The 23689-nt window shown below is 49.9% G+C and carries 22 protein-coding genes, 1 tRNA gene, 1 other RNA gene and 1 pseudogene; 6 read left to right on the top strand and 19 right to left on the bottom strand.

The window, feature by feature from the left end; genetic code table 11:
- The 16 genes from nuoF to carA form a co-directional block, all read right to left on the bottom strand.
- A complete protein-coding gene (nuoF, locus tag NWAT_RS02770) occupies positions 1-1284 on the bottom strand; it encodes an NADH-quinone oxidoreductase subunit NuoF (RefSeq protein ID WP_013219631.1) in 1284 nt (427 codons plus the stop codon).
- Positions 1281-1805, bottom strand: a complete 525-nt coding sequence (gene nuoE, locus NWAT_RS02765) for an NADH-quinone oxidoreductase subunit NuoE (protein WP_013219630.1) — start codon at positions 1803-1805, stop codon at positions 1281-1283. The genes nuoF and nuoE overlap by 4 nt, the downstream gene beginning before the upstream one ends.
- Before the next feature lie 2 nt (positions 1806-1807).
- A complete protein-coding gene (locus NWAT_RS02760; protein WP_013219629.1) occupies positions 1808-3061 on the bottom strand; it encodes an NADH-quinone oxidoreductase subunit D in 1254 nt (417 codons plus the stop codon).
- Positions 3054-3746 carry an NADH-quinone oxidoreductase subunit C gene (locus tag NWAT_RS02755; RefSeq protein ID WP_013219628.1) on the bottom strand — a complete coding sequence of 231 codons (693 nt, stop codon included), beginning with the start codon at positions 3744-3746 and terminating at the stop codon, positions 3054-3056. The genes NWAT_RS02760 and NWAT_RS02755 overlap by 8 nt, the downstream gene beginning before the upstream one ends.
- Before the next feature lie 26 nt (positions 3747-3772).
- The gene (locus tag NWAT_RS02750; RefSeq protein WP_004269195.1) at positions 3773-4249 is read right to left on the bottom strand and encodes a NuoB/complex I 20 kDa subunit family protein; all 477 of its coding nucleotides are present in this window, start codon (positions 4247-4249) and stop codon (positions 3773-3775) included.
- A complete protein-coding gene (locus NWAT_RS02745) occupies positions 4240-4596 on the bottom strand; it encodes an NADH-quinone oxidoreductase subunit A (RefSeq protein ID WP_013219627.1) in 357 nt (118 codons plus the stop codon). Before NWAT_RS02745 ends, NWAT_RS02750 begins: the two co-directional genes overlap by 10 nt.
- Positions 4597-4710: 114 nt before the next feature.
- Positions 4711-4795 (bottom strand) — tRNA-Leu (locus tag NWAT_RS02740).
- A 23-nt stretch (positions 4796-4818) separates the two neighbouring features.
- Positions 4819-5280: a preprotein translocase subunit SecG gene (gene secG, locus NWAT_RS15550; protein WP_013219626.1), complete on the bottom strand. Its 462-nt coding sequence runs from the start codon at positions 5278-5280 to the stop codon at positions 4819-4821.
- An 8-nt stretch (positions 5281-5288) separates the two neighbouring features.
- The gene (gene tpiA / locus NWAT_RS02730) at positions 5289-6041 is read right to left on the bottom strand and encodes a triose-phosphate isomerase (protein WP_013219625.1); all 753 of its coding nucleotides are present in this window, start codon (positions 6039-6041) and stop codon (positions 5289-5291) included.
- 98 nt (positions 6042-6139) lie between these two features.
- Complete coding sequence (gene glmM, locus NWAT_RS02725) at positions 6140-7495, bottom strand: phosphoglucosamine mutase (protein WP_013219624.1); 1356 nt, start codon at positions 7493-7495, stop codon at positions 6140-6142.
- A gap of 15 nt (positions 7496-7510) precedes the next feature.
- Positions 7511-8371, bottom strand: a complete 861-nt coding sequence (gene folP, locus NWAT_RS02720) for a dihydropteroate synthase (RefSeq protein ID WP_013219623.1) — start codon at positions 8369-8371, stop codon at positions 7511-7513.
- 94 nt (positions 8372-8465) lie between these two features.
- A complete protein-coding gene (gene ftsH, locus NWAT_RS02715) occupies positions 8466-10385 on the bottom strand; it encodes an ATP-dependent zinc metalloprotease FtsH (RefSeq protein ID WP_013219622.1) in 1920 nt (639 codons plus the stop codon).
- 75 nt (positions 10386-10460) lie between these two features.
- Entirely contained in the window at positions 10461-11099 is a 639-nt protein-coding gene (gene rlmE, locus NWAT_RS02710) for a 23S rRNA (uridine(2552)-2'-O)-methyltransferase RlmE (RefSeq protein WP_013219621.1), read from the bottom strand.
- A 361-nt stretch (positions 11100-11460) separates the two neighbouring features.
- A complete protein-coding gene (gene greA, locus NWAT_RS02705) occupies positions 11461-11937 on the bottom strand; it encodes a transcription elongation factor GreA (protein WP_013219619.1) in 477 nt (158 codons plus the stop codon).
- Positions 11934-15155 carry a carbamoyl-phosphate synthase large subunit gene (gene carB / locus NWAT_RS02700; protein ID WP_013219618.1) on the bottom strand — a complete coding sequence of 1074 codons (3222 nt, stop codon included), beginning with the start codon at positions 15153-15155 and terminating at the stop codon, positions 11934-11936. The genes greA and carB overlap by 4 nt, the downstream gene beginning before the upstream one ends.
- 81 nt (positions 15156-15236) lie before the next feature.
- Complete coding sequence (gene carA, locus NWAT_RS02695; RefSeq protein WP_013219617.1) at positions 15237-16382, bottom strand: glutamine-hydrolyzing carbamoyl-phosphate synthase small subunit; 1146 nt, start codon at positions 16380-16382, stop codon at positions 15237-15239.
- Positions 16383-16520: 138 nt separating this feature from the next.
- On the opposite strand from carA, the gene hemB reads away from it, so the two are divergent.
- Both hemB and aroE read left to right on the top strand, forming a co-directional pair.
- Positions 16521-17582 (top strand): porphobilinogen synthase, encoded by a 1062-nt coding sequence (gene hemB / locus NWAT_RS02690; protein WP_049773041.1) that lies wholly within the window; start codon positions 16521-16523, stop codon positions 17580-17582.
- Positions 17583-17596: 14 nt separating this feature from the next.
- A pseudogene (gene aroE, locus NWAT_RS02685) lies at positions 17597-18406 on the top strand (shikimate dehydrogenase); the annotation flags it as partial.
- Between the two features lie 15 nt (positions 18407-18421).
- Here aroE and ssrS read toward each other — a convergent pair.
- The 3 genes from ssrS to NWAT_RS02675 form a co-directional block, all read right to left on the bottom strand.
- Positions 18422-18607: non-coding RNA, 6S RNA (ssrS, locus tag NWAT_RS15910), on the bottom strand.
- Between the two features lie 43 nt (positions 18608-18650).
- Positions 18651-18962: a cell division protein ZapA gene (locus NWAT_RS02680; RefSeq protein ID WP_013219614.1), complete on the bottom strand. Its 312-nt coding sequence runs from the start codon at positions 18960-18962 to the stop codon at positions 18651-18653.
- Positions 18959-19168 (bottom strand): TIGR02449 family protein, encoded by a 210-nt coding sequence (locus NWAT_RS02675; protein ID WP_013219613.1) that lies wholly within the window; start codon positions 19166-19168, stop codon positions 18959-18961. The genes NWAT_RS02680 and NWAT_RS02675 overlap by 4 nt, the downstream gene beginning before the upstream one ends.
- Before the next feature lie 137 nt (positions 19169-19305).
- Here NWAT_RS02675 and NWAT_RS02670 point away from each other — a divergent pair, with 137 nt between their 5' ends.
- The 4 genes from NWAT_RS02670 to NWAT_RS02655 are packed head-to-tail and all read left to right on the top strand — an operon-like array spanning position 19306 to position 23676.
- A complete protein-coding gene (locus tag NWAT_RS02670) occupies positions 19306-19836 on the top strand; it encodes a UPF0149 family protein (RefSeq protein ID WP_013219612.1) in 531 nt (176 codons plus the stop codon).
- Between the two features lie 35 nt (positions 19837-19871).
- The gene (gene pepP, locus NWAT_RS02665) at positions 19872-21203 is read left to right on the top strand and encodes a Xaa-Pro aminopeptidase (RefSeq protein ID WP_013219611.1); all 1332 of its coding nucleotides are present in this window, start codon (positions 19872-19874) and stop codon (positions 21201-21203) included.
- A complete protein-coding gene (ubiH, locus tag NWAT_RS02660; protein ID WP_041350850.1) occupies positions 21203-22432 on the top strand; it encodes a 2-octaprenyl-6-methoxyphenyl hydroxylase in 1230 nt (409 codons plus the stop codon). The genes pepP and ubiH overlap by 1 nt, the downstream gene beginning before the upstream one ends.
- A complete protein-coding gene (locus tag NWAT_RS02655; protein WP_013219609.1) occupies positions 22429-23676 on the top strand; it encodes a UbiH/UbiF/VisC/COQ6 family ubiquinone biosynthesis hydroxylase in 1248 nt (415 codons plus the stop codon). Before ubiH ends, NWAT_RS02655 begins: the two co-directional genes overlap by 4 nt.
- Positions 23677-23689 lie beyond the last annotated feature (13 nt).

The following is a 23689-nucleotide window of genomic DNA, read 5'->3' as shown; positions in this document are numbered from 1 at the left end:
TCAGAACCCGCTTCCGACTAAGCATCGCTTATGATCGATGTGATATTGAAACTCATCCCGAAAGTGTTTGATAAAGCTTATTACTGGCGCCGCAGCGGCATCTCCCAGCGCGCAAATAGTATGGCCATCAATATTTTGGGCTACATTGACCACCTTATCCAAATCTTCTTGCGTACCCTGGCCCTGTTCAATGCGGTGAACCACGCGATATAGCCACCCCGTCCCTTCCCGGCAAGGCGTGCATTGGCCACAGGATTCCTCGCGATAGAAGGCCGAGATCCGCTCCAGAGCCCGCACCATACAAGTTGTTTCATCCATAATGATGACTGAACCCGCGCCCAGTAACGAACCCGCCTTAGCAAGCGAGTCATAATCCATATTAGCGGCCATGATGGTCTCCGCGGGCATTACTGGCACGGAAGTCCCTCCAGGAATAACCGCTTTTAGGGCATTTCCATTACGCATCCCGCCCGCTAATTCAAGCAAGTCTTTAAATGAGATCCCCATGGGGACTTCATAATTACCGGGCCGGTTGACATGCCCCGAGACACTAAAGATTTTGGTTCCCCCACTGGTTGGTGTTCCCAACTTCAAGAACCATGGCCCTCCCTTCTCTAAAATCACGGGCACCGAAGCAAGAGTCTCGGTATTATTAATGGTGGTGGGCCTACCATAGAGGCCAAAACCCGCGGGAAATGGCGGTTTATAGCGAGGCATGCCTTTTTTGCCCTCTAGGGATTCCAGCAAAGCTGTCTCCTCGCCACAAATATAAGCCCCCGCACCGGGATGGGAGTAGAGATCGAAGTCGACCCCTGATGCCAGGATATTTTTACCCAGCAAGCCCGCTTGGTAAGCTTCCTCCAAGGCATCTTCAAAGCGTTCAATGGGCTCGCTGAATTCACCGCGGGTGTAATTGTAGCCTACTGTTGCACCAATGGTATAACCCGCAATGGCCATGCCTTCAATCAACTGATGGGGGTTATAGCGGAGAATATCCCGGTCTTTGAAGGTACCTGGCTCCCCCTCATCCGAGTTACAAACAATATATTTGATACCTGCTAAATCCTTGGGCATAAAGCTCCATTTCAATCCTGTCGGAAATCCCGCCCCTCCGCGGCCTCGAAGGCCAGAAGTTTTGATTTCATCAATGATCTTGGAAGGCGGAGTTTTTTCTTTTAGAATGCGTTTCCAAACTTCATACCCCTTCACCTTTAGATAACTTTCCAACCCCCACGGAGGATCGAGATCCAAGGTGCGAAAACAGACTTGGTTGAGAGCGATCATTTTAGAGCCTCAAGAATTTGATCGATCTTTGCTGGTGTTAAATTTTCATGATAAGTACGCCCCGCCATCATCATGGGTGCTCCACCACAAGCGCCTAGGCATTCAGCTTCTTTAACCGTGAAACGGTGATCCGGCGTCGTCTCTCCGAAACCGATGCCCAAACGTTTCCGCAAATGAGCCACGACCTCATCAGAGCCACGAAGCTGACATGAAATATTAGTGCAAACACTGATTTTATGCCGACCAATTGGCTTTAATTCATACATGGAATAGAACGTAGCCACCTCATAAACACTGATGGGACGCATCTCCAGATATTCAGCTACTGCATCCAAAAGTTTATCAGTTAAATAACCCCCATTAGCTGCTTGCACAATATGCAAGGCTGGAATAATCGCGGATTGCTTTTGCTCCGGGGGATATTTTGCGATCCAATCATCAATTTGCTGCCGTACCTCAGAGGAGAGAAGATTTTCCTCTTCTTCTCGATTTTTCCATTTTCCCCATTTCGGCTGTCCCATGCTCACCTATCGATCTCCCCAAAAACAATATCCATGGTTCCGATAATAGCAACTACATCGGCAAGCATATGACCTTGTACCATTTCGTCCATAGCGGCTAAATGAGCAAACCCCGGCGCTCGGATTTTAAGCCGGTAGGGTTTATTAGCCCCATCCGAGATAAGGTAAACCCCAAATTCACCCTTGGGCGCTTCTACCGCTGCATAAGCTTCGCCTTCCGGAACACAATACCCCTCGGTAAATAGCTTGAAATGATGAATCAGCACCTCCATATCGTTTTTCATTTCTTCCCGCGGGGGGGCAGCAACCTTATAGTTGTTCACTATAACCGGGCCAGGGTTTTTTCGCAGCCAATCCACACACTGCCTGATGATTTGATTGGACTGGCGCATCTCTTCTATCCGCACCAAATAACGGTCATAGCAATCCCCATTGACCCCCACAGGAATATCAAAATCTACTTGGTCATACACAGCGTAGGGTTGTTTTTTCCGTAAATCCCATTCCACTCCTGAACCACGCAGCATGGGTCCCGTAAAACCTAATTGCAACGCCCTCTCCGGCGTGACGACTCCAATGCCGACCGTGCGCTGTTTCCAGATTCGATTATCGGTCAGTAGGGTTTCATATTCATCCACGCAAGTAGGAAAGCGGGTGGTGAAATCTTCAATAAAATCAAGCAAAGATCCCTCTCGATTCCGATTAAGTGCCGCTATCTCTTTTTCATTATGCCACTTAGAAAGTTGATATCCCGGCATCGTCTCCGGCAAGTCGCGATAAACTCCACCGGGACGATAATAGGTTGCGTGCATACGGGCTCCAGAAACCGCTTCATAGCAGTCCATGAGATCCTCCCGCTCCCGAAAACAGTACAAAAACACCGTCATGGCGCCAATATCCAGACCATGGGCACCTAACCACATGAGGTGGTTGAGAATACGGGTAATTTCATCGAACATCGTCCGAATATACTGTGCCCGCAAGGGCGGCTCAATGCCGAGGAGTTTCTCAATCGCCTTCACATAACCGTGCTCACTGCACATCATAGACACATAGTCTAGCCGGTCCATATATCCGATGCTCTGATTGAACGGCTTGCTCTCAGCGAGTTTTTCCGTAGCCCTATGGAGCAGACCCACATGAGGATCAGCCCGCTGGATGATCTCCCCATCCATCTCTAGCACTAACCGCAAAACCCCATGCGCTGCTGGGTGCTGCGGGCCAAAATTAAGCGTAAAATTTTGGATCTCAGCCATGGCCGTTACCCCCCGAAGCCTTGATTTGGTAGCGGTGATCATCGCGAATCACCCGGGGTACCAGTACTCGAGGTTCAATACTTACAGGTTCGTAGATAACCCGCTGCTGCTCGGGATCGTAGCGCATCTCTACATTACCGCTTAGGGGGAAATCCTTACGGAAAGGGTGACCAATAAAACCGTAATCCGTCAAAATACGCCGCAGATCAGGATGGCCATCAAATAAAATACCAAATAAGTCAAAAGCCTCGCGTTCGAACCAATTGGCTGAGGCCCAGAGTTGGATCACCGAAGGCACTACCAGAATTTCTTCATCTACAAACGTTCGCACTCGCAAACGCCAGTTATGCCGTACCGAAAGAAGGTGAACGACTACGGCAAAACGCAACCCAGCCCAAGCCTGCTCTTTGTGCTGCCTTCGTTCTACAGCACGGCCAAAACCTTGTGCCGTTGCTTTCCTGGTCGCCCAATCGGCGACTCCATGCTCCAGGTAGTCCACGCCACAGAGATCAATTAATTGCTCAAAGCCAAAATCTTCTTCATCTCGCAGCGTTTTACAAACCGCAAAATAAGATTCACGGGGCACCTCAATTGTGAGCTCCCCACGGTCGAGGCGGCAGGAGCCTATTTCACCATCGAAACGGCCCTCAACACGTCTTCGTAAATCTGCTACACCGTTCGCCATAAATAAGTAGGCTCCTAATATGATCTCTATCGGGCAATGGTATAATTGCGCTTTATCTTATTCTGTAGCTGAATAATACCGTAGAGCAAAGCTTCGGCGGTCGGAGGACAACCAGGAACATAAATATCAACTGGCACGATACGATCACAACCACGGACGACGGAATAGGAGTAATGGTAGTAACCCCCACCGTTGGCGCAAGAGCCCATGGAGATGACCCAACGTGGCTCTGACATTTGATCATAAACCTTACGCAGGGCAGGCGCCATTTTATTCACTAGGGTTCCGGCAACAATCATTACATCAGATTGGCGTGGGCTAGGACGGAAAATAACGCCGAAGCGATCCATGTCGTAGCGGGAAGCCCCTGCATGCATCATCTCAACAGCGCAGCACGCAAGACCAAAAGTCATCGGCCAAAGAGAACCCGTTCTCGCCCAATTGATGAGCTTGTCGGCAGTGGTCGTGACAACGCCACGCTCCAGTACGCCTTCTATTCCCATTCTAAGGCTCCTTTTTTCCATTCATAGACAAAGCCAACAACTAAGATGGCCAAAAAGACAACCATAGAGAAAAAGCCAAATAGGCCGATATCATCTAGAACTACGGCCCATGGAAAAAGAAAAGCAATTTCAAGATCAAAAATAATAAATAGAATCGCTACTAAGTAGTAACGAACATCAAATTTCATGCGTGCATCTTCGAATGCTTCAAACCCGCATTCATAAGGAGAGATTTTCTCGCGGTCGGGGCGATATGGCGCTAAACCAAAGCCTAGAACCATCATAACGCCGCCCAGCAGTAGACTAACGATGATGAACACTAAAACAGGAATGTAATTCTCAAGCATATTCAGCAGACTGTGTGGAGCGCTCTTATATCGCGGCGCTTTTTAAAAATTATTTAATCGGCTCTGCCCGCCTCTAAAGGCTATTATCCGGAGCCGCACCCACCACCAGAATTCTGGTGCCGATGGCCGGAGTCGAACCGGCACGGGTTTCCCCACTGCCCCCTCAAGACAGCGTGTCTACCAATTCCACCACATCGGCGATGCAGTTAACTGCCTTTAATATTATTGCTCAGGCGACACCTCGGACGGCAATGCTGGAATCTCGGAGGGCGCTGCTAGGGATTCAGAGGACTCCGCCTCCTTTCCTTGGTTAGGATCTAGCTGCCGATCACCTTCAAGAGACTTTTTAACCACCCCCTCTTCATCCTCATCTTTAGGTAAAGAAGGGATCACCATATTTTCATCAGCAATAACCCTTGGCTTCGTAGTTTGGGTAACACTGGTTTCCTGGGGCTTTCGCACAGAAAAATAAGCCAATGATAAGCTGGTGATAAAAAATGCCGCCGCTAGTATAGCACTAGCCCGGGTAAGAAAACTCCCTGAGCCACGCGCCCCGAAAACGGTTGCCGATGCACCGCTACCGAAAGCAGCGCCCGCATCAGCCCCTTTACCATGCTGAATAAGCACTAAGCCAACTAACGCTATGGCGACCACAATATGAAAAACTAATAGTACACTATGCATAATTTCTCTTAGACTGCCGCTTGGCAGATTGTCAGAAATTCTTTGGCATTCAGGGAGGCCCCGCCAATCAAACCGCCATCAATATCCGGCATCGCCAATAATTGCGCCGCATTGCTTCCTTTAACGCTACCACCATAGAGGACGAGTAATTCCTCAGCTATACCGGAATTTTGAACCGCCACATGACCTCGAATGAAAGCATGCACCTCCTGGGCTTGCTCGGGAGTTGCGGTGCGGCCGGTACCAATGGCCCATATCGGTTCATAGGCAATAACAGCTTTCTTCAAGGCGTTAACGCCAGCAAGTTGTAAAACAGCATTTAGCTGGCGCTCTACAACTTGCTCAGTAATATTCTGTTCGCGCTCTTGTAGGGTTTCACCAACACAAATGATGGGAATAATATCTACCTTCTGGGCAGCAATAGCCTTTTCAGCCACGAGGCTGTCCGTTTCTCCGTACAGGGTACGCCGCTCGGAGTGACCTATAATGACGAAACGGCAACCTAGATCGGCTAGCATGGAAGGAGCGATCTCTCCAGTATAAGCTCCCATTTCATGATGGGATAAATTTTGAGCGCCCCAATTAATAACCGATCCTTGTAACAAGGATTCCATGTCAGCAAGGTATACAAAAGGTGGGCAAACCGCCACCTCCGCAACTACTCCAGCTTCCATTTCCTTGCGCATAGATTCTAACAAAGCGCGGTTAGCGGCCCGCGAGCCATTCATCTTCCAGTTACCAACGACTAGGGATGTACGCACCTAGGACCTCATCATATGGCTTGATTTGAAAAGGCCCGTTAGTCTACTGTAGATAGCTGTAAAAAGCAATTTCACCATCATAAATCCACTGTCCTTCGTTAAGGACGAATTTGAGAGCTACCCAGATGGAAGGCTACTTCTTGAGCAAGCTGCTGCGCTAAAGTATTCACCTGCGAGGTATCTCTGCCCTCAACCATCACCCGCACCACTGGTTCGGTTCCCGATGGCCGTAATAAGACTCGCCCCTCATCTCCCAGTTGATTTTCAATTGCTTGCACAGCGCTAATAATGGCATTGTTATTGCTAAAATTAATAGCCCGCGCTACCTGGACATTGATGAGACATTGGGGATATTTAACTACTCCAGACTTAAGCTCATAGAGAGAATGGCCCATAGCAACCATCTCCACCAGAACCTGCAGAGCTGAAACAATACCATCTCCGGTAGTCGTTCGATCAAGGCAGATAATATGCCCTGAAGACTCTCCTCCTAGAGAATAGCCATTGCATTGCAACATCTCTAATACGTAGCGATCCCCCACTTGAGATCGCATTAGAGGGATACCTAAAGCAGCTAATGCTTTCTCTAATCCTAGATTGCTCATCAAGGTTCCAACTACCGCTCCCATTAACTTACTGGTTCGCTGGCGTGCCCGAGCAATGATATAAAGTATATCATCCCCATCAACGATCTCTCCTCTATGATCAATCATAATGACCCGGTCACCATCTCCATCCAAAGCAATGCCCGCATCCGCATTACATTCGAGCACTTTGTGTTGGAGGGACTCAAGGGCAGTGGAACCACAATTCTCATTAATATTCAAACCGTCGGGAGAAACGCCAATAACCGTAATGTCCGCTCCCATTTCAGCAAATACCTCGGGTGCCACCTGATAAGTCGCTCCATGGGCACAGTCCACCACTAATCGCAGCCCTGAGAGATCGACACTTGCTGGCCCGGTACTCTTGCAAAACTCGATATAACGGCCGGCAGCATCTACCACTCGTTCTGCCTTACCAAGACAAGAGGAAACGGTGGTTTGCATGGGCTTCTCAAGTTCCGCTTCAATAGCAACTTCAATCTCATCAGGCAGCTTGGTGCCGGCGCTTGAGAAAAACTTAATCCCGTTATCATAATAAGGATTATGAGAGGCGCTAATGACGATCCCAGCTTTGGCATGAAGAGTCCGAGTAAGATAGGCGATCGCTGGAGTCGGCATAGGTCCCAGTAAGCGGATATCCACACCCGCTGCTGAAAGCCCTGCCTGGAGCGCCGATTCAAACATATAACCCGAAATCCGCGTATCTTTACCAATTAGAACCTTGCTTTGACGGCCTCGAGCCAGTACCCTTCCAACTGCCCATCCTAAATGGAGGATAAAGTCTGGAGTAATAGGGTATTCCCCCACCTGGCCGCGTATTCCATCCGTACCAAAATATTTTTTTTCCATTATTCGTGACTTATCTTATTCTTCCGCCTTTTGGACGTTATCACAGAGAGTGAGTGCTTGCATCGTCGCTTGAACATCATGGGTCCGTACTATGGTAGCGCCTTGCCAAGCAGCTAGGGTAGCCAAAGCTAAACCACCATAGAGACGCTCTTCTACCGGTAATGTTAGCATTGTACCAATAAGAGACTTACGCGAAAGCCCCACCAACACCGGAAAACCAAGCTCACAAATACGGTTGAGGTACTTGAGTAACAATAGGTTATGAACAGATTGCTTGCCAAAACCAAAGCCAGGGTCAAGCATTAGCCGCTCGCTAGGAATACCACTCTGTTCACAGGCAATTATCCGCTCTAACAAAAATTCCCGCACTTCCTCCACTACATCACTATATACAGGATTTTGTTGCATAGTCTGGGGCTTGCCCCGCATATGCATTAAACAAATAGGCACGCCCAGTTCACTAGCTGCTGCTAGCGCGCCCTCCTGCCGCAGGGCGTTTATATCATTAATAAAACCGGCGCCCGCTGCAACCGCAGCACGCATTATTTCGGGCTTACTAGTATCAACGGAAAGAGGAATAGGAATTTCTCTGCTAAGGGCCTCAATGACAGGAATGACCCGGTGTAACTCTTCTTCTACAGAAACGGGAGCTGCACCAGGACGAGTTGATTCCCCCCCCACATCAATAATGGCCGCTCCCTCTTGCATCATCTGGCGCGCACGCCAAAGCGCCCGCTCTAAAATCAGATATTTACCGCCATCGGAAAAAGAGTCAGGGGTGACATTGAGAACCCCCATAACTTGGGGACGATTAAGCTTGAGAACCTTACCCCCACAATCAAGGCATCGTGGCAGAGGGGTTGCGCAATGCGCCATCAACTTCAGCCTTTAAAACTGAAAAATAAAAAAGTGCTCAGCGTGAAATTCTTAACTTACACGCTGAGCACTGCTCGCTTACTCTCCAGTTAAATTAATGCTGACCAGCTGGGATAGACCCCCCTACAGGCCGTTCTTCCTTCCCTTTAGGTGGTACTGCGTCACTCCCACTGGGTGGTTCCGCATCAGAAGATCCACCCGCTTTAGGTGGTCGTGCTTCCTTACCGGCCATAATGTCATCGATTTGTTCCTTATCGATGGTCTCGTATTTCATTAAAGCATCGGACATGAGGTGTAATTTATCCATATTCTCCTCTAAAAGCCGTTTTGCCCGCAGGTAATTGCGGTCAATAATAGCCCGTACTTCAGCATCAATTTCCGAAGCAGTCGTATCCGCAATACCCTTATGCTGAGTCACAGAGTGGCCCAGAAAAACTTCACCTTCTTCTTCACCATAAGCCAGTGGACCTAGCTTTTCCGAAAGCCCCCACTTGGTCACCATATTGCGGGCTAACTCAGTAGCACGCTGGATATCATTGGAAGCACCCGTGGTTACCGACTCTGCGCCAAAGATCAATTCTTCTGCCAAACGCCCGCCAAAGAGGCTAGAGATTTGGCTTTCTATCTGCAGCTTACTCATGCTATAGCGATCTTCTTCGGGCAAGAACATAGTCACGCCTAGTGCCCGGCCCCGAGGAATGATGCTTACCTTGTAAACAGGATCGTGCGAGGGGACCAAACGGCCAATGATAGCGTGCCCAGCTTCATGATAAGCAGTGAGCCTCTTATCGTCCTCACTCATCACCGCTGAACGCCGCTCAACACCCATCAGGATTTTATCCTTGGCTTGCTCTAAGTCTTGCATATCGACTAAGCGCTTGTTGCCACGGGCGGCAAACAAAGCAGCCTCATTGACCAAGTTAGCAAGATCGGCGCCAGAAAAACCTGGGGTACCCCGTGCAATGAGGTCTGGCGCAACATCTTCCGCGACTGGGACCTTACGAAGGTGAACTTTAAGGATTTGTGCCCGCCCCCGGATATCTGGGAGAGAAACCACAACCTGCCGATCAAAGCGCCCTGGCCGCAATAGAGCTGGATCCAGCACATCAGGACGGTTGGTTGCAGCAATCACGATAACGCCTTCGTTGCCTTCAAACCCATCCATCTCCACCAGCATTTGATTGAGGGTCTGCTCTCGCTCATCATGGCCACCCCCCAGGCCAGCACCACGCTGGCGCCCAACAGCATCAATTTCGTCGATAAAAATGATGCAAGGCGCATGCTTTTTGGCGTTCTCAAACATATCCCGTACCCGTGAGGCTCCCACACCCACAAACATTTCCACAAAATCAGAGCCGGAAATAGTGAAGAAGGGAACCTTGGCTTCGCCAGCAATTGCCCTCGCCAATAAGGTTTTTCCTGTTCCTGGCGGTCCCACCATAAGCACGCCCCGGGGAATTTTACCTCCTAATTTTTGAAAACGACCGGGCTCGCGCAAAAACTCTACCAATTCCTGGACTTCTTCCTTTGCCTCGTCACACCCAGCGACATCACCAAAGGTAACTTTTACCTGCTCTTCGCTCAGCATACGCGCGCGGCTTTTACCAAACGACATTGCTCCACGGCCTCCAGCTCCGCCGCCCTGCATCTGTCGCATGAAGAAAATCCATACTGCAATGAGCAATAACATCGGGAACCAGGAGATAAACACCTGCATTAAAAGCCCTGTTCCCTCTTCTGGCTTGGCTTCAATGACAACACCATTACCCAGAAGATCACCGATCAAACCTGGATCGTTGCCTGGACTATAGGTCGTAAAATGCTTTCCTTCACTTGTTTCGCCACTGATGTGACGTCCGTCGATCACCACTTTATTCACCTGCCCACTTTTAACATCAGCGATGAATCGAGAGTAATCAATGTGATGGCCGCTTACCTGACGCGTGTCGAAGCTATTAAAAACCGACATCAGTACTAGGGCAATCACTACCCACAAGATAATATTTTTTGCCATGTCGCTCAATCTGTTATGCCTCGTACATTAGGTTCCTGTGCTGGTAGCACTCGCAAATCCCTGCGACTACCAATTTCACTCCCCGCCATTATCCTTCCGTGATCGCCTGGCGACGATATAGACCTCGCGACTACGTCCTCGTGAGGCCGGCGGCTTATGAATCCGCACTTGAGAAAAATCCTGGCGTATGACTTCATAAAGTGTATCGAACCCCTCACCCTGGAAGGTTTTAAGTAAAAATGAGCCTTCTGGCCCTAAGCTTTCTTGGGCAAAGGCTAGCGCTAACTCCCCAAGGTAGATGACACGAGGTTGATCTACTGCCGCCATACCGCTCATATTAGGAGCCATATCCGACATTACAAGATCTACCGCACAGTCTGTGAGGGTATTCTGTAACTCAACTAGAATATTATCCTCACGAAAATCTCCCTGGATGAACCGTACACCAGGGTATGGAAGCATGGGGAGAATATCCAGAGCAATCACCTGACCCCGCTCTCCGACCCGATCAGCGGCCCACTGGGACCAACCTCCTGGAGCTGCACCGAGATCGACAATAACACTACCTGGACATAATAAACGTTCCCGTGCATCTATCTGCTGGAGCTTAAAAACGGCACGAGATCGATACCCTTGCGCCTTAGCCTGTGTGACATAGGAATCACGGAAATGTTCCCGTAACCAACGAGCGCTATGACTTTTACGTTTCGCCATGGATTTATGGAGGATCGTTGGAGTTTCGCCATAACTGATGTCAGTTTTGTTCCTACAAAACCTCATCAACCTGAAGAATTCGCGCTTCCTAGCAGCCTTCGGCAAAGAGTTTACCTTGGCCTCCGTTGGTTTGCCGCTCCACGCGCTTTCACCTCGGGTCCTCCCGACCCTAGGCTCCGAAAGCGAGAAAACCGTAGCGCCCATTCATGGCAAAAGGCAAGTAACCTGCCCCTCGCGCGTGGGACGCCGTTTGCACTTCGCGACCCTCGCTAGGGGGCATTCAACATCCATGTTTAATTCCAAATGAATATTGCCCTAACCTCTACTACCATCCGCCAGTGCCACCATCATTTCCATTTATTTATTGATAGCCTATGGCAGCAATCTCATAGAGAATGACTCCACTGGGTGCTTGCACCTGGATTTCATCTCCTTCTCTTTTTCCAATGAGGGCGCGAGCAATGGGAGAGTTTATAGAGATTTTATTCTCTTTAATATTTGCTTCTAGATCGCCAACGATTTGATAGCTTGCTTTCTCGTCAGTTTCTATATTAATTAAATCAACAGTCACGCCAAAGACTACTCGGCCGTCTTTCTGGAGTTTACTCACATCAATTATCTGGGCATGGGCAAGCTGATGCTCCAAATCCCTGATACGCCCTTCAACAAACCCCTGCTCTTCCCGGGCGGCATGGTATTCTGCATTTTCTTTAAGATCACCATGGGCACGGGCTTCAGCAATGGCCGCCACCACTTTCGGCCTAACTACGGTCTTAAGTTCCCGCAACTCTTCGCGCAATTGCTGCGCCCCTTTCTCCGTCAAGGGTACCTTATTCATTTTTGCGCCTCCCGCTGTAAATCTTGTAATCGGTAGACCGAATCGGTGGTCTCTGCACGCAGGGCCTCACAAGTGGCCCACGCGCCAGCTACGGTAGTGGTATAGGTCACCTTATGTTGTAAAGCTGAACGACGAATGGCGTAAGAATCGGAAACTGCCTTACGACCTTCTGTGGTGTTAATGATAAGCGCAATTTCGTCATTTTTTATCATATCTACAATATGGGGCTGACCTTCGAGCACCTTATTAACCTGGAGGCAAGCAACTCCCTCCTGGCCCAATACTGCGCTAGTCCCCCGGGTAGCTAAAAGCTCAAAACCCAACCTAGAGAGTTCCTGCGCAATCGGAATGATCCGCTGCTTATCAGCATCTCGAACACTAATAAAGACCTTGCCTTGTTGGGGCAGTACTACTCCGGCTCCCAAAAGCGCCTTATAGAAAGCCTCGCCAAAATAGCGTCCAGTTCCCATTACCTCCCCCGTTGATTTCATCTCTGGCCCCAAGATAGGATCAACACCGGAAAATTTGATAAAGGGAAAAACTGCTTCTTTTACCGCGAAATAATGGGGTATTATTTCCTCTATCATCCCTTGCTCTGCCAAGCTCTGACCCATCATGCAACGGGCGGCAATCTTGGCAAGGGGAATGCCAATCGTTTTGGAAACAAAAGGCACGGTCCGGGAGGCGCGAGGATTAACCTCAAGTACATAAATCTCGTTTGCTTGGATAGCAAACTGGGTATTCATTAAACCCACCACCTTAAGCTCACGGGCCATGTTACACACTTGCTCCCGCAGCCGATTCTGCACCGCAGCGTTCAAACTAAAAGGCGGCAAAGCACATGCCGAGTCGCCAGAATGGACACCGGCTTGTTCAATATGCTCCATAATACCACCGACCATGACTTGCCCTCCATCACAGATGGCATCGACATCCACCTCGGTGGCTTCATCTAAAAACCGATCCAATAGCACCGGAGAATCGTTAGAAACACTCACCGCTTCTTTCATGTATCTGGCGAGTTCATCCGCAGTGTAGACGATTTCCATGGCGCGTCCCCCAAGCACATAGGAGGGCCTGACCACTAAAGGGTAGCCAATTTCAGCGGCTAAGCGGAGAGCTTCTTCCTGGGTGCGGGCAGTACGATTAGGGGGCTGCTTAAGCCCAAGTTTCTCAATGAGCCTTTGAAACCGTTCCCGATCTTCGGCCAAATCGATAGAGTCCGGGGAAGTACCGATAATCGGCGCCCCTGCCGCCTCCAAAGCCCGCGCTAGCTTGAGGGGCGTTTGGCCGCCGTATTGAACGATAACCCCTTGGGGCTGCTCCAGGGAGATAATCTCCAGAACATCTTCCAGAGTCAAAGGTTCAAAGTAGAGCCGGTCGGAAGTATCATAGTCGGTGGAAACCGTCTCTGGGTTACAATTGACCATGATAGTCTCGTAACCATCTTCCCGTAATGCCAACGCGGCATGCACACAACAGTAATCAAATTCAATCCCTTGGCCAATACGGTTGGGTCCACCTCCAAGCACCATGATCTTATTACGCTGACTAGGGGCCGCTTCACACTCCTCATCATAGGTGGAATAAAGATAGGCCGTGGTGGTAGCAAATTCAGCCCCGCAGGTATCCACTCGCTTATAAACGGGGCGGATACCAAGCGTATGCCGCCGCTGCCGTACTTCCTTTTCCTCTACCCCAAGGAGAATGGCCAACCTACGATCTGAAAAGCCTTGGCGCTTCAAACGATAGAGCTGATCTTTCTCCACTTGCTTCAGAGAGATCCCCTGTAACCCTTGCTCAACCTGAATCAATTCTTGAATCTGAGCCAAGAACCAAGGATCAATATGGCTTAAGCCATAAACCTCCTGCATGGAAAAGCCAGCCCGGAAGGCATCCGCAAGATAATAGAGCCGATCCGCAGAAGGCACCCGCAGTTGGTAACGTAAGGTTTCCGCGGCATCTTTCGCCGTTAGATCCACTTTTTCATTGAAACCATCCGCGCCCGTTTCTAAACCACGAAGCGCTTTTTGCAGGGATTCTTGAAAGTTTCGGCCAATGGCCATTACTTCGCCCACGGATTTCATCTGCGTGGTTAAGCGGGCATCCGCTTTAGGAAATTTTTCGAAGGTAAAACGGGGTATTTTCGTGACTACATAATCAATACTAGGCTCGAAGGAAGCCGGAGTCAGACCACCAGTAATTTCATTCTGAAGCTCATCCAGCGTATAGCCAACGGCTAGTTTTGCGGCCACCTTCGCAATGGGAAAGCCCGTGGCTTTAGAAGCTAGGGCTGAAGAACGAGAGACCCGGGGATTCATTTCAATAATGATTAATCGCCCATCCTCTGGATTGACGGCAAACTGCACGTTAGAGCCGCCGGTCTCCACCCCAATCTCGCGCAATACTGCAATGGCGGCATCGCGCATCACCTGGTATTCCTTATCCGTAAGGGTTTGAGCGGGCGCCACGGTAATGGAATCCCCCGTATGCACCCCCATTGGATCTAAATTTTCAATAGCGCAAATAATGATGCAATTATCCTTGCTGTCCCGCACCACCTCCATCTCAAATTCCTTCCAGCCAAGCACAGACTCATCGATAAGCAACTCTGAACTGGGGCTGAGATCTAGGCCTCGCTCGCAGATTTCCACGAACTCTTCCCGATTGTAGGCAATACCACCCCCCGATCCCCCCAAGGTAAACGACGGCCGAATAACAATCGGGAATCCTAAATCCCTCTGAGCCTGCTGCGCTTCTTCTAGACTATGGGCGATCGCCGAACGGGGCATATCCAAGCCAATTTTCTGCATCGCCTGGCGAAAGAGATCCCGGTCTTCGGCTTTATTAATAGCTTCCTGGTTCGCTCCTATCATTTCCACGCCATAACGTTCCAGAATGCCCTCGCGAGCCAAGTCCAGCGCGCAATTTAAAGCTGTTTGCCCACCCATAGTGGGTAATAACGCATCGGGGCGCTCCTTTTCAATGATTCTGGCCACCGTTTTCCAGGTTAACGGCTCAATGTAAGTAGCATCGGCTAGTCCTGGATCAGTCATGATGGTTGCTGGGTTAGAATTCACCAGAATTACCCGATAGCCTTCCTCTTTGAGGGACTTGCAAGCTTGGGCACCAGAATAGTCAAACTCGCAGGCCTGGCCAATTACAATAGGTCCAGCACCGAGAATCACTATGCTATTAATATCGTTCCGTTTCGGCATGGGTCATTTATTCTCAGCAGGCCGCTTCTATCTACCTTAGGCAAATACTCATAACACTGCACCAACAGCCACACTAAGCGCCTATTGCTGGGTATGGGCTTTTTGCATCAGAGTAATAAAACGGTCAAATAATGGGGCTATATCACGCGGGCCAGGGCTGGCCTCAGGATGTCCTTGAAAACCAAGGACTAGCTTATCCCTATGCTGGATACCTTGCAAGGTACCATCGAACAGAGAACGGTGGGTAGGCTCTAGGCACGGGGGTAAGGTTTTTTCATTCACCGCGAAACCATGATTCTGACTGGTGATAAGTACTTCTCCAGTCGCCAGATCCTGTACTGGATGGTTGGCACCATGGTGGCCAAATTTCAACTTTACCGTCGTAGCCCCGCTAGCGAGGGCGAGTAATTGATGGCCCAGACAGATACCAAATAACGGTATAGGCTGAGCCAAAAACTCCTGAATCGCCGTAATGGCATAGCCGCAAGGGTCCGGATCGCCAGGGCCATTAGAAAGCACGATTCCATCCGGAGACAAAGCCAGTGCTTCCTTGGCGGAAGTCTTGGCCGGCACCACCGTGACCCGGCATCCCCGATCCACCAACATCCGTAAAATATTACGTTTAACACCAAAGTCATAGACTACGACATGAAATCGCTCTTTAATCTTTTTACCGGCGGCAAATGCTGTTTGCTCCAAGCGCCAGCTTCCCTCGGACCAGCCATAGGAAGCATCCGTAGTCACAGCTTGGGCAAGATCCATACCTTTGAGACCTGGAAATGCCCGTGCTTGTACTAGCGCCTCTGCTTCATCAATGCCTTCACCGGCCATGATGCAGCCATTGAGCGCACCGTGCTGGCGCAAGTGCCGGGTAAGCCTGCGGGTATCAATATCGGCAATAGCTACCACCTGATGCCTGGCTAAAAAAGCACCTAGTGGTTCTCGCGCCCGCCAATTGCTGACAGCAAAGGAATAATCACGAATAGCCAAGCCGCTGGCATAAACTCGATCCGATTCCTGATCTTCACTGTTAGCACCCACATTTCCAACGTGAGGATAGGTTAAAGTAACAATCTGCTGGCAATAGGAAGGGTCCGTTAAAATTTCTTGGTACCCTGTCATAGCAGTATTAAACACAACTTCGCCTACTGTCTGCCCTTGGCAGCCAATAGCGGTGCCTCGAAATACACTGCCATCTTCAAGGGCAAGTAGGGCTTCAGGGCGCAAATAAACCTCCAGCAAGGATAAAAAACGAAAACAGAATAATTTATAAGGTTACTCTAAAATAAAAACAAATTTTACTTTATCACCCCTTAGACTGTCTATGAGTAAGCATAGAACATGACAGTGGCGGTTTCCTATGGGATGATTGATTTTACATGTGGCTCTAATGGAGGAATTGTAAACTTGTCGGCGCACCTTTGGAATAGCAGATCTTTCCCTCGCACTCGTCCCCGTCGGATGCGGCGTGATGATTTCTCCCGACGACTGATGCAGGAAAATCATATAAGCTGCCATGATCTTATTTATCCGGTATTTATTCTTGATGGCCAAGGCCACCGCGAGACGATCTCCTCCATGCCGGGTATTGAGCGGGTCACTATCGATGGTCTACTAGATGAGGCTAAAGAACTTATTACCCTTGGCATCCCCGCCATTGCCCTATTTCCAGTAACGCCGCCTACCCAAAAATCGGACGACGCCTGTGAAGCCTATAATCCAGATGGCCTCGCACAACGGGCGGTACGGGCTCTAAAACAGCATTTTCCTAAATTAGGCGTGATCACTGACGTTGCCCTAGATCCTTTTACCAGCCACGGCCAGGACGGTCTAATAGATGCCCATGGTTATGTAAAGAACGATGAAACCGTCGAGGTGTTAGTAAGGCAGGCCCTTTCCCATGCAGAAGCTGGCGCCGATATTGTCGCCCCCTCCGATATGATGGATGGTCGTATCGGTGCTATTCGCCAGGCCCTAGAAAGCGCCGGTCACACTAATACTCGGATTCTTGCCTATTCAGCAAAATATGCTTCTAGTTTTTACGGACCTTTCCGGGATGCGGTCGGTTCGGCGGATAACCTTGGCGGCGGCAACAAGTACAGCTACCAAATGGACCCAGCCAATAGTGATGAAGCACTGCAAGAGGTGTCTTTAGATTTAGAAGAAGGCGCGGATATGGTCATGGTCAAGCCGGGAATGCCCTATCTGGATATTGTCCAGCGCGTTAAGACCATCTTTGGGGTTCCCACCTTCATGTATCAGGTCAGTGGCGAGTATGCCATGCTAACCGCCGCCGCTCAGAACGGCTGGCTAGATCGGCAAGCAGTTGTGATGGAATCTCTGCTTGCCATGAAGCGAGCTGGGGCCGATGCCATCTTGACCTACTTTGCTAAAGACGCGGCCCGCTGGCTAAAAAACGAGCAGTAGCGGAAACCAACCGTATGCCAGACCGCTACGCCGTCATGGGCAATCCTATCGCCCATAGCAAATCACCTCAAATTCATACAGCCTTTGCGCAGCAAACAGGCCAAATACTCACCTATAAGGCGCTCCAAGTAGAAACTGGCAAGCTAGCAGATGCAATCACTGCATTCCAACAGCAAGAGGGTGAAGGATTAAATATTACCATTCCCTTGAAAGCCGAGGCCTGGAGGCTGGTGGATCAATGCAGCCCTCAAGCGCAACGGGCCAAGGCAGTCAATACCATTCTCTTAGAGAAGAACGGATCACTCCTAGGGGATAATACCGATGGCGTAGGGCTGGTACGGGATCTTATTGATAACCACGGAGGCCGTATTGCCAATCGGCGGGTTCTGCTGCTCGGCGCCGGTGGCGCAGCTTCTGGCGTTATAGAAGCATTACTAAAAGAACAACCTTATCACCTCGTTGTAGTTAACCGTACTCCGACTAAGGCTAGAGAACTAGCAGCCCGATTTAGTCCGTTTGGGGTAATTACAGGCGGCGGCTATGAGCTACTTGAAAATAATTCTTTCCATCTTATTATTAATGCTACCGCTAGTAGCCTTCAAGGTAAGCTCCCGCCCCTTCCCAGAGGCATATTACATCCTGGTGGCTGGGTTTACGACATGATGTACGGCAATGAGCCCACTATTTTCATGAAATGGGGTCAAACTCACGGGGCGGCGCAGTCGCTAGATGGATTAGGGATGTTAGTAGAACAAGCCGCGGAAGCATTCTTTATTTGGCGTAAGGTACGCCCGAAATCAACGCCGATTATTGCACAATTAAGGCGAGAAATGGCTATTAAAAACCCCGCAATGCCGCTGTGAACATCGCTCTTGAACCGAACAGTTCAAGTGGGAGCTCCGCGTGATGTCGTAGGCTCTCCGCTACTCAGCGGATATGCTCATTGGCATCATCGAATCCTGCCCCCCTAGCGTTTAAATATAGGCTCAAGGAATACAATTCACTGGCGCACACCGCAGGGTATTTATATTGTACCCTAATTGGTAATAAAATCCAGCCATCTGGGATTTACGGATCGACCTGGCGACATTCTTCTAACACAGCTTCCACTTTATGTCGAAGCGATTTGATTCGCTCATTTAATTCTCGTTCTCCTTCTTTCCTGCTTTGCTCTCGCAGCAATTCATGGGCAATGTTCAAAGCGCTCATTACGGCTACCCGTTCCACTCCGATAATTTTACCGCCAGCTTTGATTTCCTCCATCTTCTGACTGAGGTAGCGAGCTGCTGTTAGTAACGCTTCTTCCTCGCCAGGAGGACAAACCACCCGATATTCCTTACCCAATATATGCAATACCACTGGCTGGGCTTCATCATTCATGATGCCTGCTCCATAGATTTGAGGCGTGTGATCATCCCCTCAACCCGGCTTCGTGCAAGTTCAGTTTGTTCAATCAGTTTTGCCCTCTCAGAAATGAGATCCGCGTTCTGCTCCCGTAAAAATTGATTTTCTTCCCTGAGGTGATTACACAGATCGATGAGTTCCTCAATTCGCCACTCTAATTGCTTAACCATATTCTCTACCATATTCGGTAGCCTCTTGATTTTTACCCAATATAGAGCGGCAGCAGAAGTGGGTCAACGACGACAACCGAACAAGGCGCAAAGGTACCTTAAAACCGCCATTTAATGTTAGGATAAAAAATTATTTTAGCATTAAAATAATGGCTGACATTTATTCAAAGCTTTTGGAGGCTCTCCGTAACCTCGATTCCTGTGCGGATCTCCCCGAGATTCATGGATCTTTGTGCGGATTTCTTTGCGCCAGAAAAAACCAAACTGCTAAAACTTGGATCGAGGAGATTGCCCCCCAGGCCAACAACCAAGATAAAAAAAAGCTGGAAGCGCTATTTGAATTCACCGAACAGCAAATAAATAGTCCCGATTTAGATATCCGTCTTTTGCTCCCCCATGATGAACAGCCCCTTGCTCAACGAACCGAGGCCCTTGCCAGTTGGTCGCGAGGATTCCTCTATGGTTTGGGCATTGGTGGCCTAAGAAGAGAAACTGACCTAGACGGCGATACCCAGGAATTCCTCAAAGATGCCGCAGAGATTGCAAACATGGTACATTCTCCAAGCGACGGCTCCCAAGAAAACGAAGCAGCCTATAACGAGATTGCCGAATACCTCCGTATGGGGCTATTGCTAGTGTACGAAAGTCTTCATCTCGCTGCTAGCAATTCCTCCCTTTAAACTTTATATTAAGGCATGAGCCACCTTACTTAGCCATGGAAGCCAAGGAATTCGCACGCCGCCGTAAACGCTTATTACAAATGATGGGGGAAGACAGCATAGCTATCCTTCCCACAGCAAGTATTTATCCTCGAAATCGAGATGTGATGTTTCCCTTTCGCGCCGATAGCGATTTCTACTATTTGACGGGCTTTCCCGAGCCCGAAGCAGTGGCAGTCTTCGTTCCTGGACGCAAACACGGGGAATATCTCCTCTTCTGCCGGGAGCAAGATCCGGAGAAAGAAATCTGGGAAGGCCGCCGCGCTAGTACCCAAGGCGCCTGCAAGTATTATGGTGCTGACGATTCCTTTCCTATTACTGATATCGACGATATCTTGCCTGGCCTCCTAGAAGACAAGGCCCGGGTCTACTACGCCATGGGCTACTATCCTGCTTTCGATCAACGGATGATAGGGTGGGTCAACCATATCCGACGGGCATCCCGTGCAGGCAAACGCCCGCCGGGGGAGTTTATCGCCCTTGATCATCTACTTCATGAAATGCGTCTGATTAAAAGTGCACAAGAAATTAAAACCATGCGGGAGGCAGCCCGGATTTCTGCTCAAGCTCACATCCGTGCTATGGAAATCTGCCAGCCTGGCATCATGGAATACCAGATAGAAGCGGAGTACCTTCACCATTTTTTCAGCCACGGCTGTCGCGCCCCCGCTTACCCCTCCATTGTAGGCAGCGGCGGCAATGCTTGTATTCTCCACTATACCGATAATAATGCCCGCTTAAAAAAAGGCGATCTACTTTTGATCGATGCCGGCGCCGAGTATGACTATTATGCTGCGGACATTACCCGTACATTTCCAGTGAGCGGCCGCTTTTCTTCGGCCCAAAGATCTATTTACGAACTCGTCCTGGAAGCGCAGCTTGCCGCTATTGCCGAGGTCCAACCAGGCAATCACTGGAATCAACCCCATGAAGCGGCCGTCCAGGTGCTCACCGAGGGCCTAGCAGCTCTTGGCCTGCTCAAGGGGCGCGTGAGTACGCTACTAAAAAAGGAGCATTATCGCCGCTTTTATATGCACCGCACGGGTCACTGGCTTGGCATGGACGTTCATGATGTAGGGGATTATAAAGTCGATGGTGAATGGCGGACTTTTGAGCCTGGCATGACGCTAACGGTAGAACCAGGCGTGTATATACCCGCCGATAGTCAGGGGATTGCTAAAAAATGGTGGAATATCGGCGTTAGAATTGAGGATGATGTGCTCGTTACCAAAGAGGGCTGTGAGCTTCTGAGTGCGGATGTCCCTAAAACGGTAGACGAAATTGAAACCTTGATGGCTTCCTCCCAGAGAGGAGCATCCGCATTATGATGGCGACGCCCCCCGACTATGACCTACTTATCGCCGGCGGTGGTCTTATCGGCAGTGGCTTGGCCCTAGCCTTGGCGCACCAACCCTTGCGTATTGGCATTATCGAAGCTGTCCCCCCAACCACGCACGAACAACCCAGCTTTGACTCCCGAGCTATTGCCCTAGCCTTTGGCTCCCGGCAAATCTTTGAAGGCATAGGCTGCTGGTCCGCTATTGCCCCTAAAACCACCCCCATCCGCCATATCCATATATCCGACCGGGGCCATTTTGGGGTAACACGCCTAGAAGCTGCCCAGGCATCCCTTCCCGCATTGGGTTACGTTGTAGAAGCACGAGTGCTTGGCCAAATCATCTATCAAGCGCTTAAAAATTTTTCCCAAATTGAGCTTCTCTCTCCTGCCAAGGTCATCAACGTTAGCGGTGAGGGGGATCAGATGCGCGTACAAATCATTTCCCAAGACCACATCCGCACCCTCTCTACCCGTTTGCTCATCGCTGCCGATGGAGGATCTTCCCTCGTACGACAATTACTACAAATTCCAGTCCAGCGAAAAGACTATGGCCAAACAGCCATTATCGCCAATGTAGCAACCGAACACCCTCATGAATGCACAGCTTTCGAGCGCTTTACCAATACCGGCCCTTTAGCGTTATTACCTCTCGGTGAAAAACGATCCAATCTGGTCTGGACGGTGAAAAACATGCAGGTTCCTTATCTCGCTGCGGTGGACAACAAAACCTTTCTTGCCCATTTGCAGCAACGTTTCGGGCAACGCCTTGGCCAATTTACCCGGATTGGTAAACGTCATGTCTACCCTCTCCAATTGCTCCGCTCACAGCAACAACTCGCACACCGCGCTATACTCATCGGTAATGCCGCCCATAACCTCCATCCCGTTGCTGGCCAGGGGTTTAATTTAGGACTCCGGGATGTTGCTGCCTTGGCGCAAACGCTTGCCGATGCCCATAAAGCCGACCATGACTTAGGGGCACCAGAAACTTTATCGACTTATGTCCAATGGCGCCAGTGGGATCAACGCCTAATCGCCAAATCGACCGATATTCTCGTGCGCCTGTTTTCCAACAATTACGCTGGACTCGGCCTAGCGCGAGGCTTGGGTCTAACTGCCTTGGATTTACTTCCCCTCCTCAAGCGACGACTCATGCGCCAGGCCACGGGGCTAGCAGGGCGGCAACCACGACTAGCCCGGGGGTTAAGCCTGCTATGACCTCACCTTTTCCTTCCTATGATGTCCTGATTGTCGGTGCTGGCCCAATAGGCTCCTGTTTGGCATTAGCCCTAGGGCAATCTCCCACGCTCAGAATTGCCTTAGTAGAGGCCAATCCACCTGATCCTGAGGATACTCTTCAGGATACTTATGACCTTCGGGTTAGGGCTATTAGCCGCGCTTCCGAGAATGTTTTTAAAAATCTGGGTGCTTGGCAAGGAATGGCGGCACAACGCCTTAGTCCCTTTCGGGAAATGCATGTGTGGGACGGGACTGGGAGCGGGGAAATTCATTTTGACAGCGCCGAAATTGGGGAACCCCATTTAGGGCACATTATTGAGAATCGGGTGATTCAAAATGCGCTTCTAAAGCAATGCCAGAACTTCAATAATATTGATTTCTATGCCCCTGTCCGGCCATGCGGGATTAGCCAACATGAACGGAAAATTTATTTACAGCTAGCGGAAGGTCAACGTTTAGGGGCGCGCGTGCTCATCGGTGCAGATGGCGCTAATTCGCGGGTAAGGCAATGGGCGGGTATTAGCAACCGGGGTTGGGACTATCAGCAAAAAGGGTTAGTCGCCACGGTGCAGACAGAAAAACCTCATCAGGAAACTGCGTGGCAATGCTTCCTTCCCCATGGGCCTCTGGCTTTTTTACCGTTAGCTCACCCCTATCATTGCTCCATTGTTTGGAGCACGACACCGGAAGAAGCCGCTCGCTTGCTGGCCTTAGAAGATCAGGCGTTTACTACAGCGTTAGCCACTGCTTTCAAGTATCGCTTAGGCGCGCTTCAAACGCTCAGCCCACGTGCCACTTTCCCCCTGCGACTGCGGCATGCAGAGACCTATATTCAACCTCGCCTAGCCCTTGTTGGGGATGCTGCCCACACGATTCATCCTCTGGCTGGACAAGGTGCTAACTTAGGGTTACTAGATGCCGCCACCCTAGCAGAAGTACTGATTGCTGCCCAAAGGCGTAAAAAAGACCTAGGCAATTTAACCGTATTGCGGCGCTTTGAGCGGTGGCGGAAAGGGGATAATCTTGCCACCCAATTGGTTATGGATGGATTTAAACGCCTTTTTGGTAATACTCAATTTCCAACGCGGCTAATTCGCAATTTCGGCCTCACAGCCACTAATACAGCAACCCCTATCAAGTGCCTGATCATGCGCCGAGCCTCAGGCTTAGCGGGCGATCTTCCCCTTCTCGCCAAATCAGGCGTTATAAAGTCTGGAATATAGCACACACCAACAG

The organism is Nitrosococcus watsonii C-113, assembly GCF_000143085.1.
In the GTDB taxonomy this organism is placed as follows: Bacteria; Pseudomonadota; Gammaproteobacteria; order Nitrosococcales; family Nitrosococcaceae; genus Nitrosococcus; species Nitrosococcus watsonii.
Note: the sequence above shows the minus strand (reverse complement) of the source record. Positions and strands in the feature narration are given on the sequence as shown.

What these genes read in the sequence shown, in the direction of transcription:
- NWAT_RS02670 (WP_013219612.1), top strand. Translation starts at nt 19,306, where the DNA reads ATGGCTGACATTTATTCAAAGCTTTTGGAGGCTCTCCGTAACCTCGAT.
- secG (WP_013219626.1), bottom strand. Translation starts at nt 5,280, where the DNA reads ATGCATAGTGTACTATTAGTTTTTCATATTGTGGTCGCCATAGCGTTA.
- NWAT_RS02745 (WP_013219627.1), bottom strand. Translation starts at nt 4,596, where the DNA reads ATGCTTGAGAATTACATTCCTGTTTTAGTGTTCATCATCGTTAGTCTA.
- ftsH (WP_013219622.1), bottom strand. Translation starts at nt 10,385, where the DNA reads ATGGCAAAAAATATTATCTTGTGGGTAGTGATTGCCCTAGTACTGATG.
- greA (WP_013219619.1), bottom strand. Translation starts at nt 11,937, where the DNA reads ATGAATAAGGTACCCTTGACGGAGAAAGGGGCGCAGCAATTGCGCGAA.
- ubiH (WP_041350850.1), top strand. Translation starts at nt 21,203, where the DNA reads ATGGCGACGCCCCCCGACTATGACCTACTTATCGCCGGCGGTGGTCTT.
- hemB (WP_049773041.1), top strand. Translation starts at nt 16,521, where the DNA reads ATGATTGATTTTACATGTGGCTCTAATGGAGGAATTGTAAACTTGTCG.
- NWAT_RS02755 (WP_013219628.1), bottom strand. Translation starts at nt 3,746, where the DNA reads ATGGCGAACGGTGTAGCAGATTTACGAAGACGTGTTGAGGGCCGTTTC.
- NWAT_RS02655 (WP_013219609.1), top strand. Translation starts at nt 22,429, where the DNA reads ATGACCTCACCTTTTCCTTCCTATGATGTCCTGATTGTCGGTGCTGGC.
- nuoF (WP_013219631.1), bottom strand. Translation starts at nt 1,284, where the DNA reads ATGATCGCTCTCAACCAAGTCTGTTTTCGCACCTTGGATCTCGATCCT.
- rlmE (WP_013219621.1), bottom strand. Translation starts at nt 11,099, where the DNA reads ATGGCGAAACGTAAAAGTCATAGCGCTCGTTGGTTACGGGAACATTTC.
- pepP (WP_013219611.1), top strand. Translation starts at nt 19,872, where the DNA reads ATGGAAGCCAAGGAATTCGCACGCCGCCGTAAACGCTTATTACAAATG.
- NWAT_RS02760 (WP_013219629.1), bottom strand. Translation starts at nt 3,061, where the DNA reads ATGGCTGAGATCCAAAATTTTACGCTTAATTTTGGCCCGCAGCACCCA.
- folP (WP_013219623.1), bottom strand. Translation starts at nt 8,371, where the DNA reads ATGGCGCATTGCGCAACCCCTCTGCCACGATGCCTTGATTGTGGGGGT.
- carB (WP_013219618.1), bottom strand. Translation starts at nt 15,155, where the DNA reads ATGCCGAAACGGAACGATATTAATAGCATAGTGATTCTCGGTGCTGGA.
- nuoE (WP_013219630.1), bottom strand. Translation starts at nt 1,805, where the DNA reads ATGGGACAGCCGAAATGGGGAAAATGGAAAAATCGAGAAGAAGAGGAA.
- NWAT_RS02750 (WP_004269195.1), bottom strand. Translation starts at nt 4,249, where the DNA reads ATGGGAATAGAAGGCGTACTGGAGCGTGGCGTTGTCACGACCACTGCC.
- NWAT_RS02680 (WP_013219614.1), bottom strand. Translation starts at nt 18,962, where the DNA reads ATGAATGATGAAGCCCAGCCAGTGGTATTGCATATATTGGGTAAGGAA.
- NWAT_RS02675 (WP_013219613.1), bottom strand. Translation starts at nt 19,168, where the DNA reads ATGGTAGAGAATATGGTTAAGCAATTAGAGTGGCGAATTGAGGAACTC.
- glmM (WP_013219624.1), bottom strand. Translation starts at nt 7,495, where the DNA reads ATGGAAAAAAAATATTTTGGTACGGATGGAATACGCGGCCAGGTGGGG.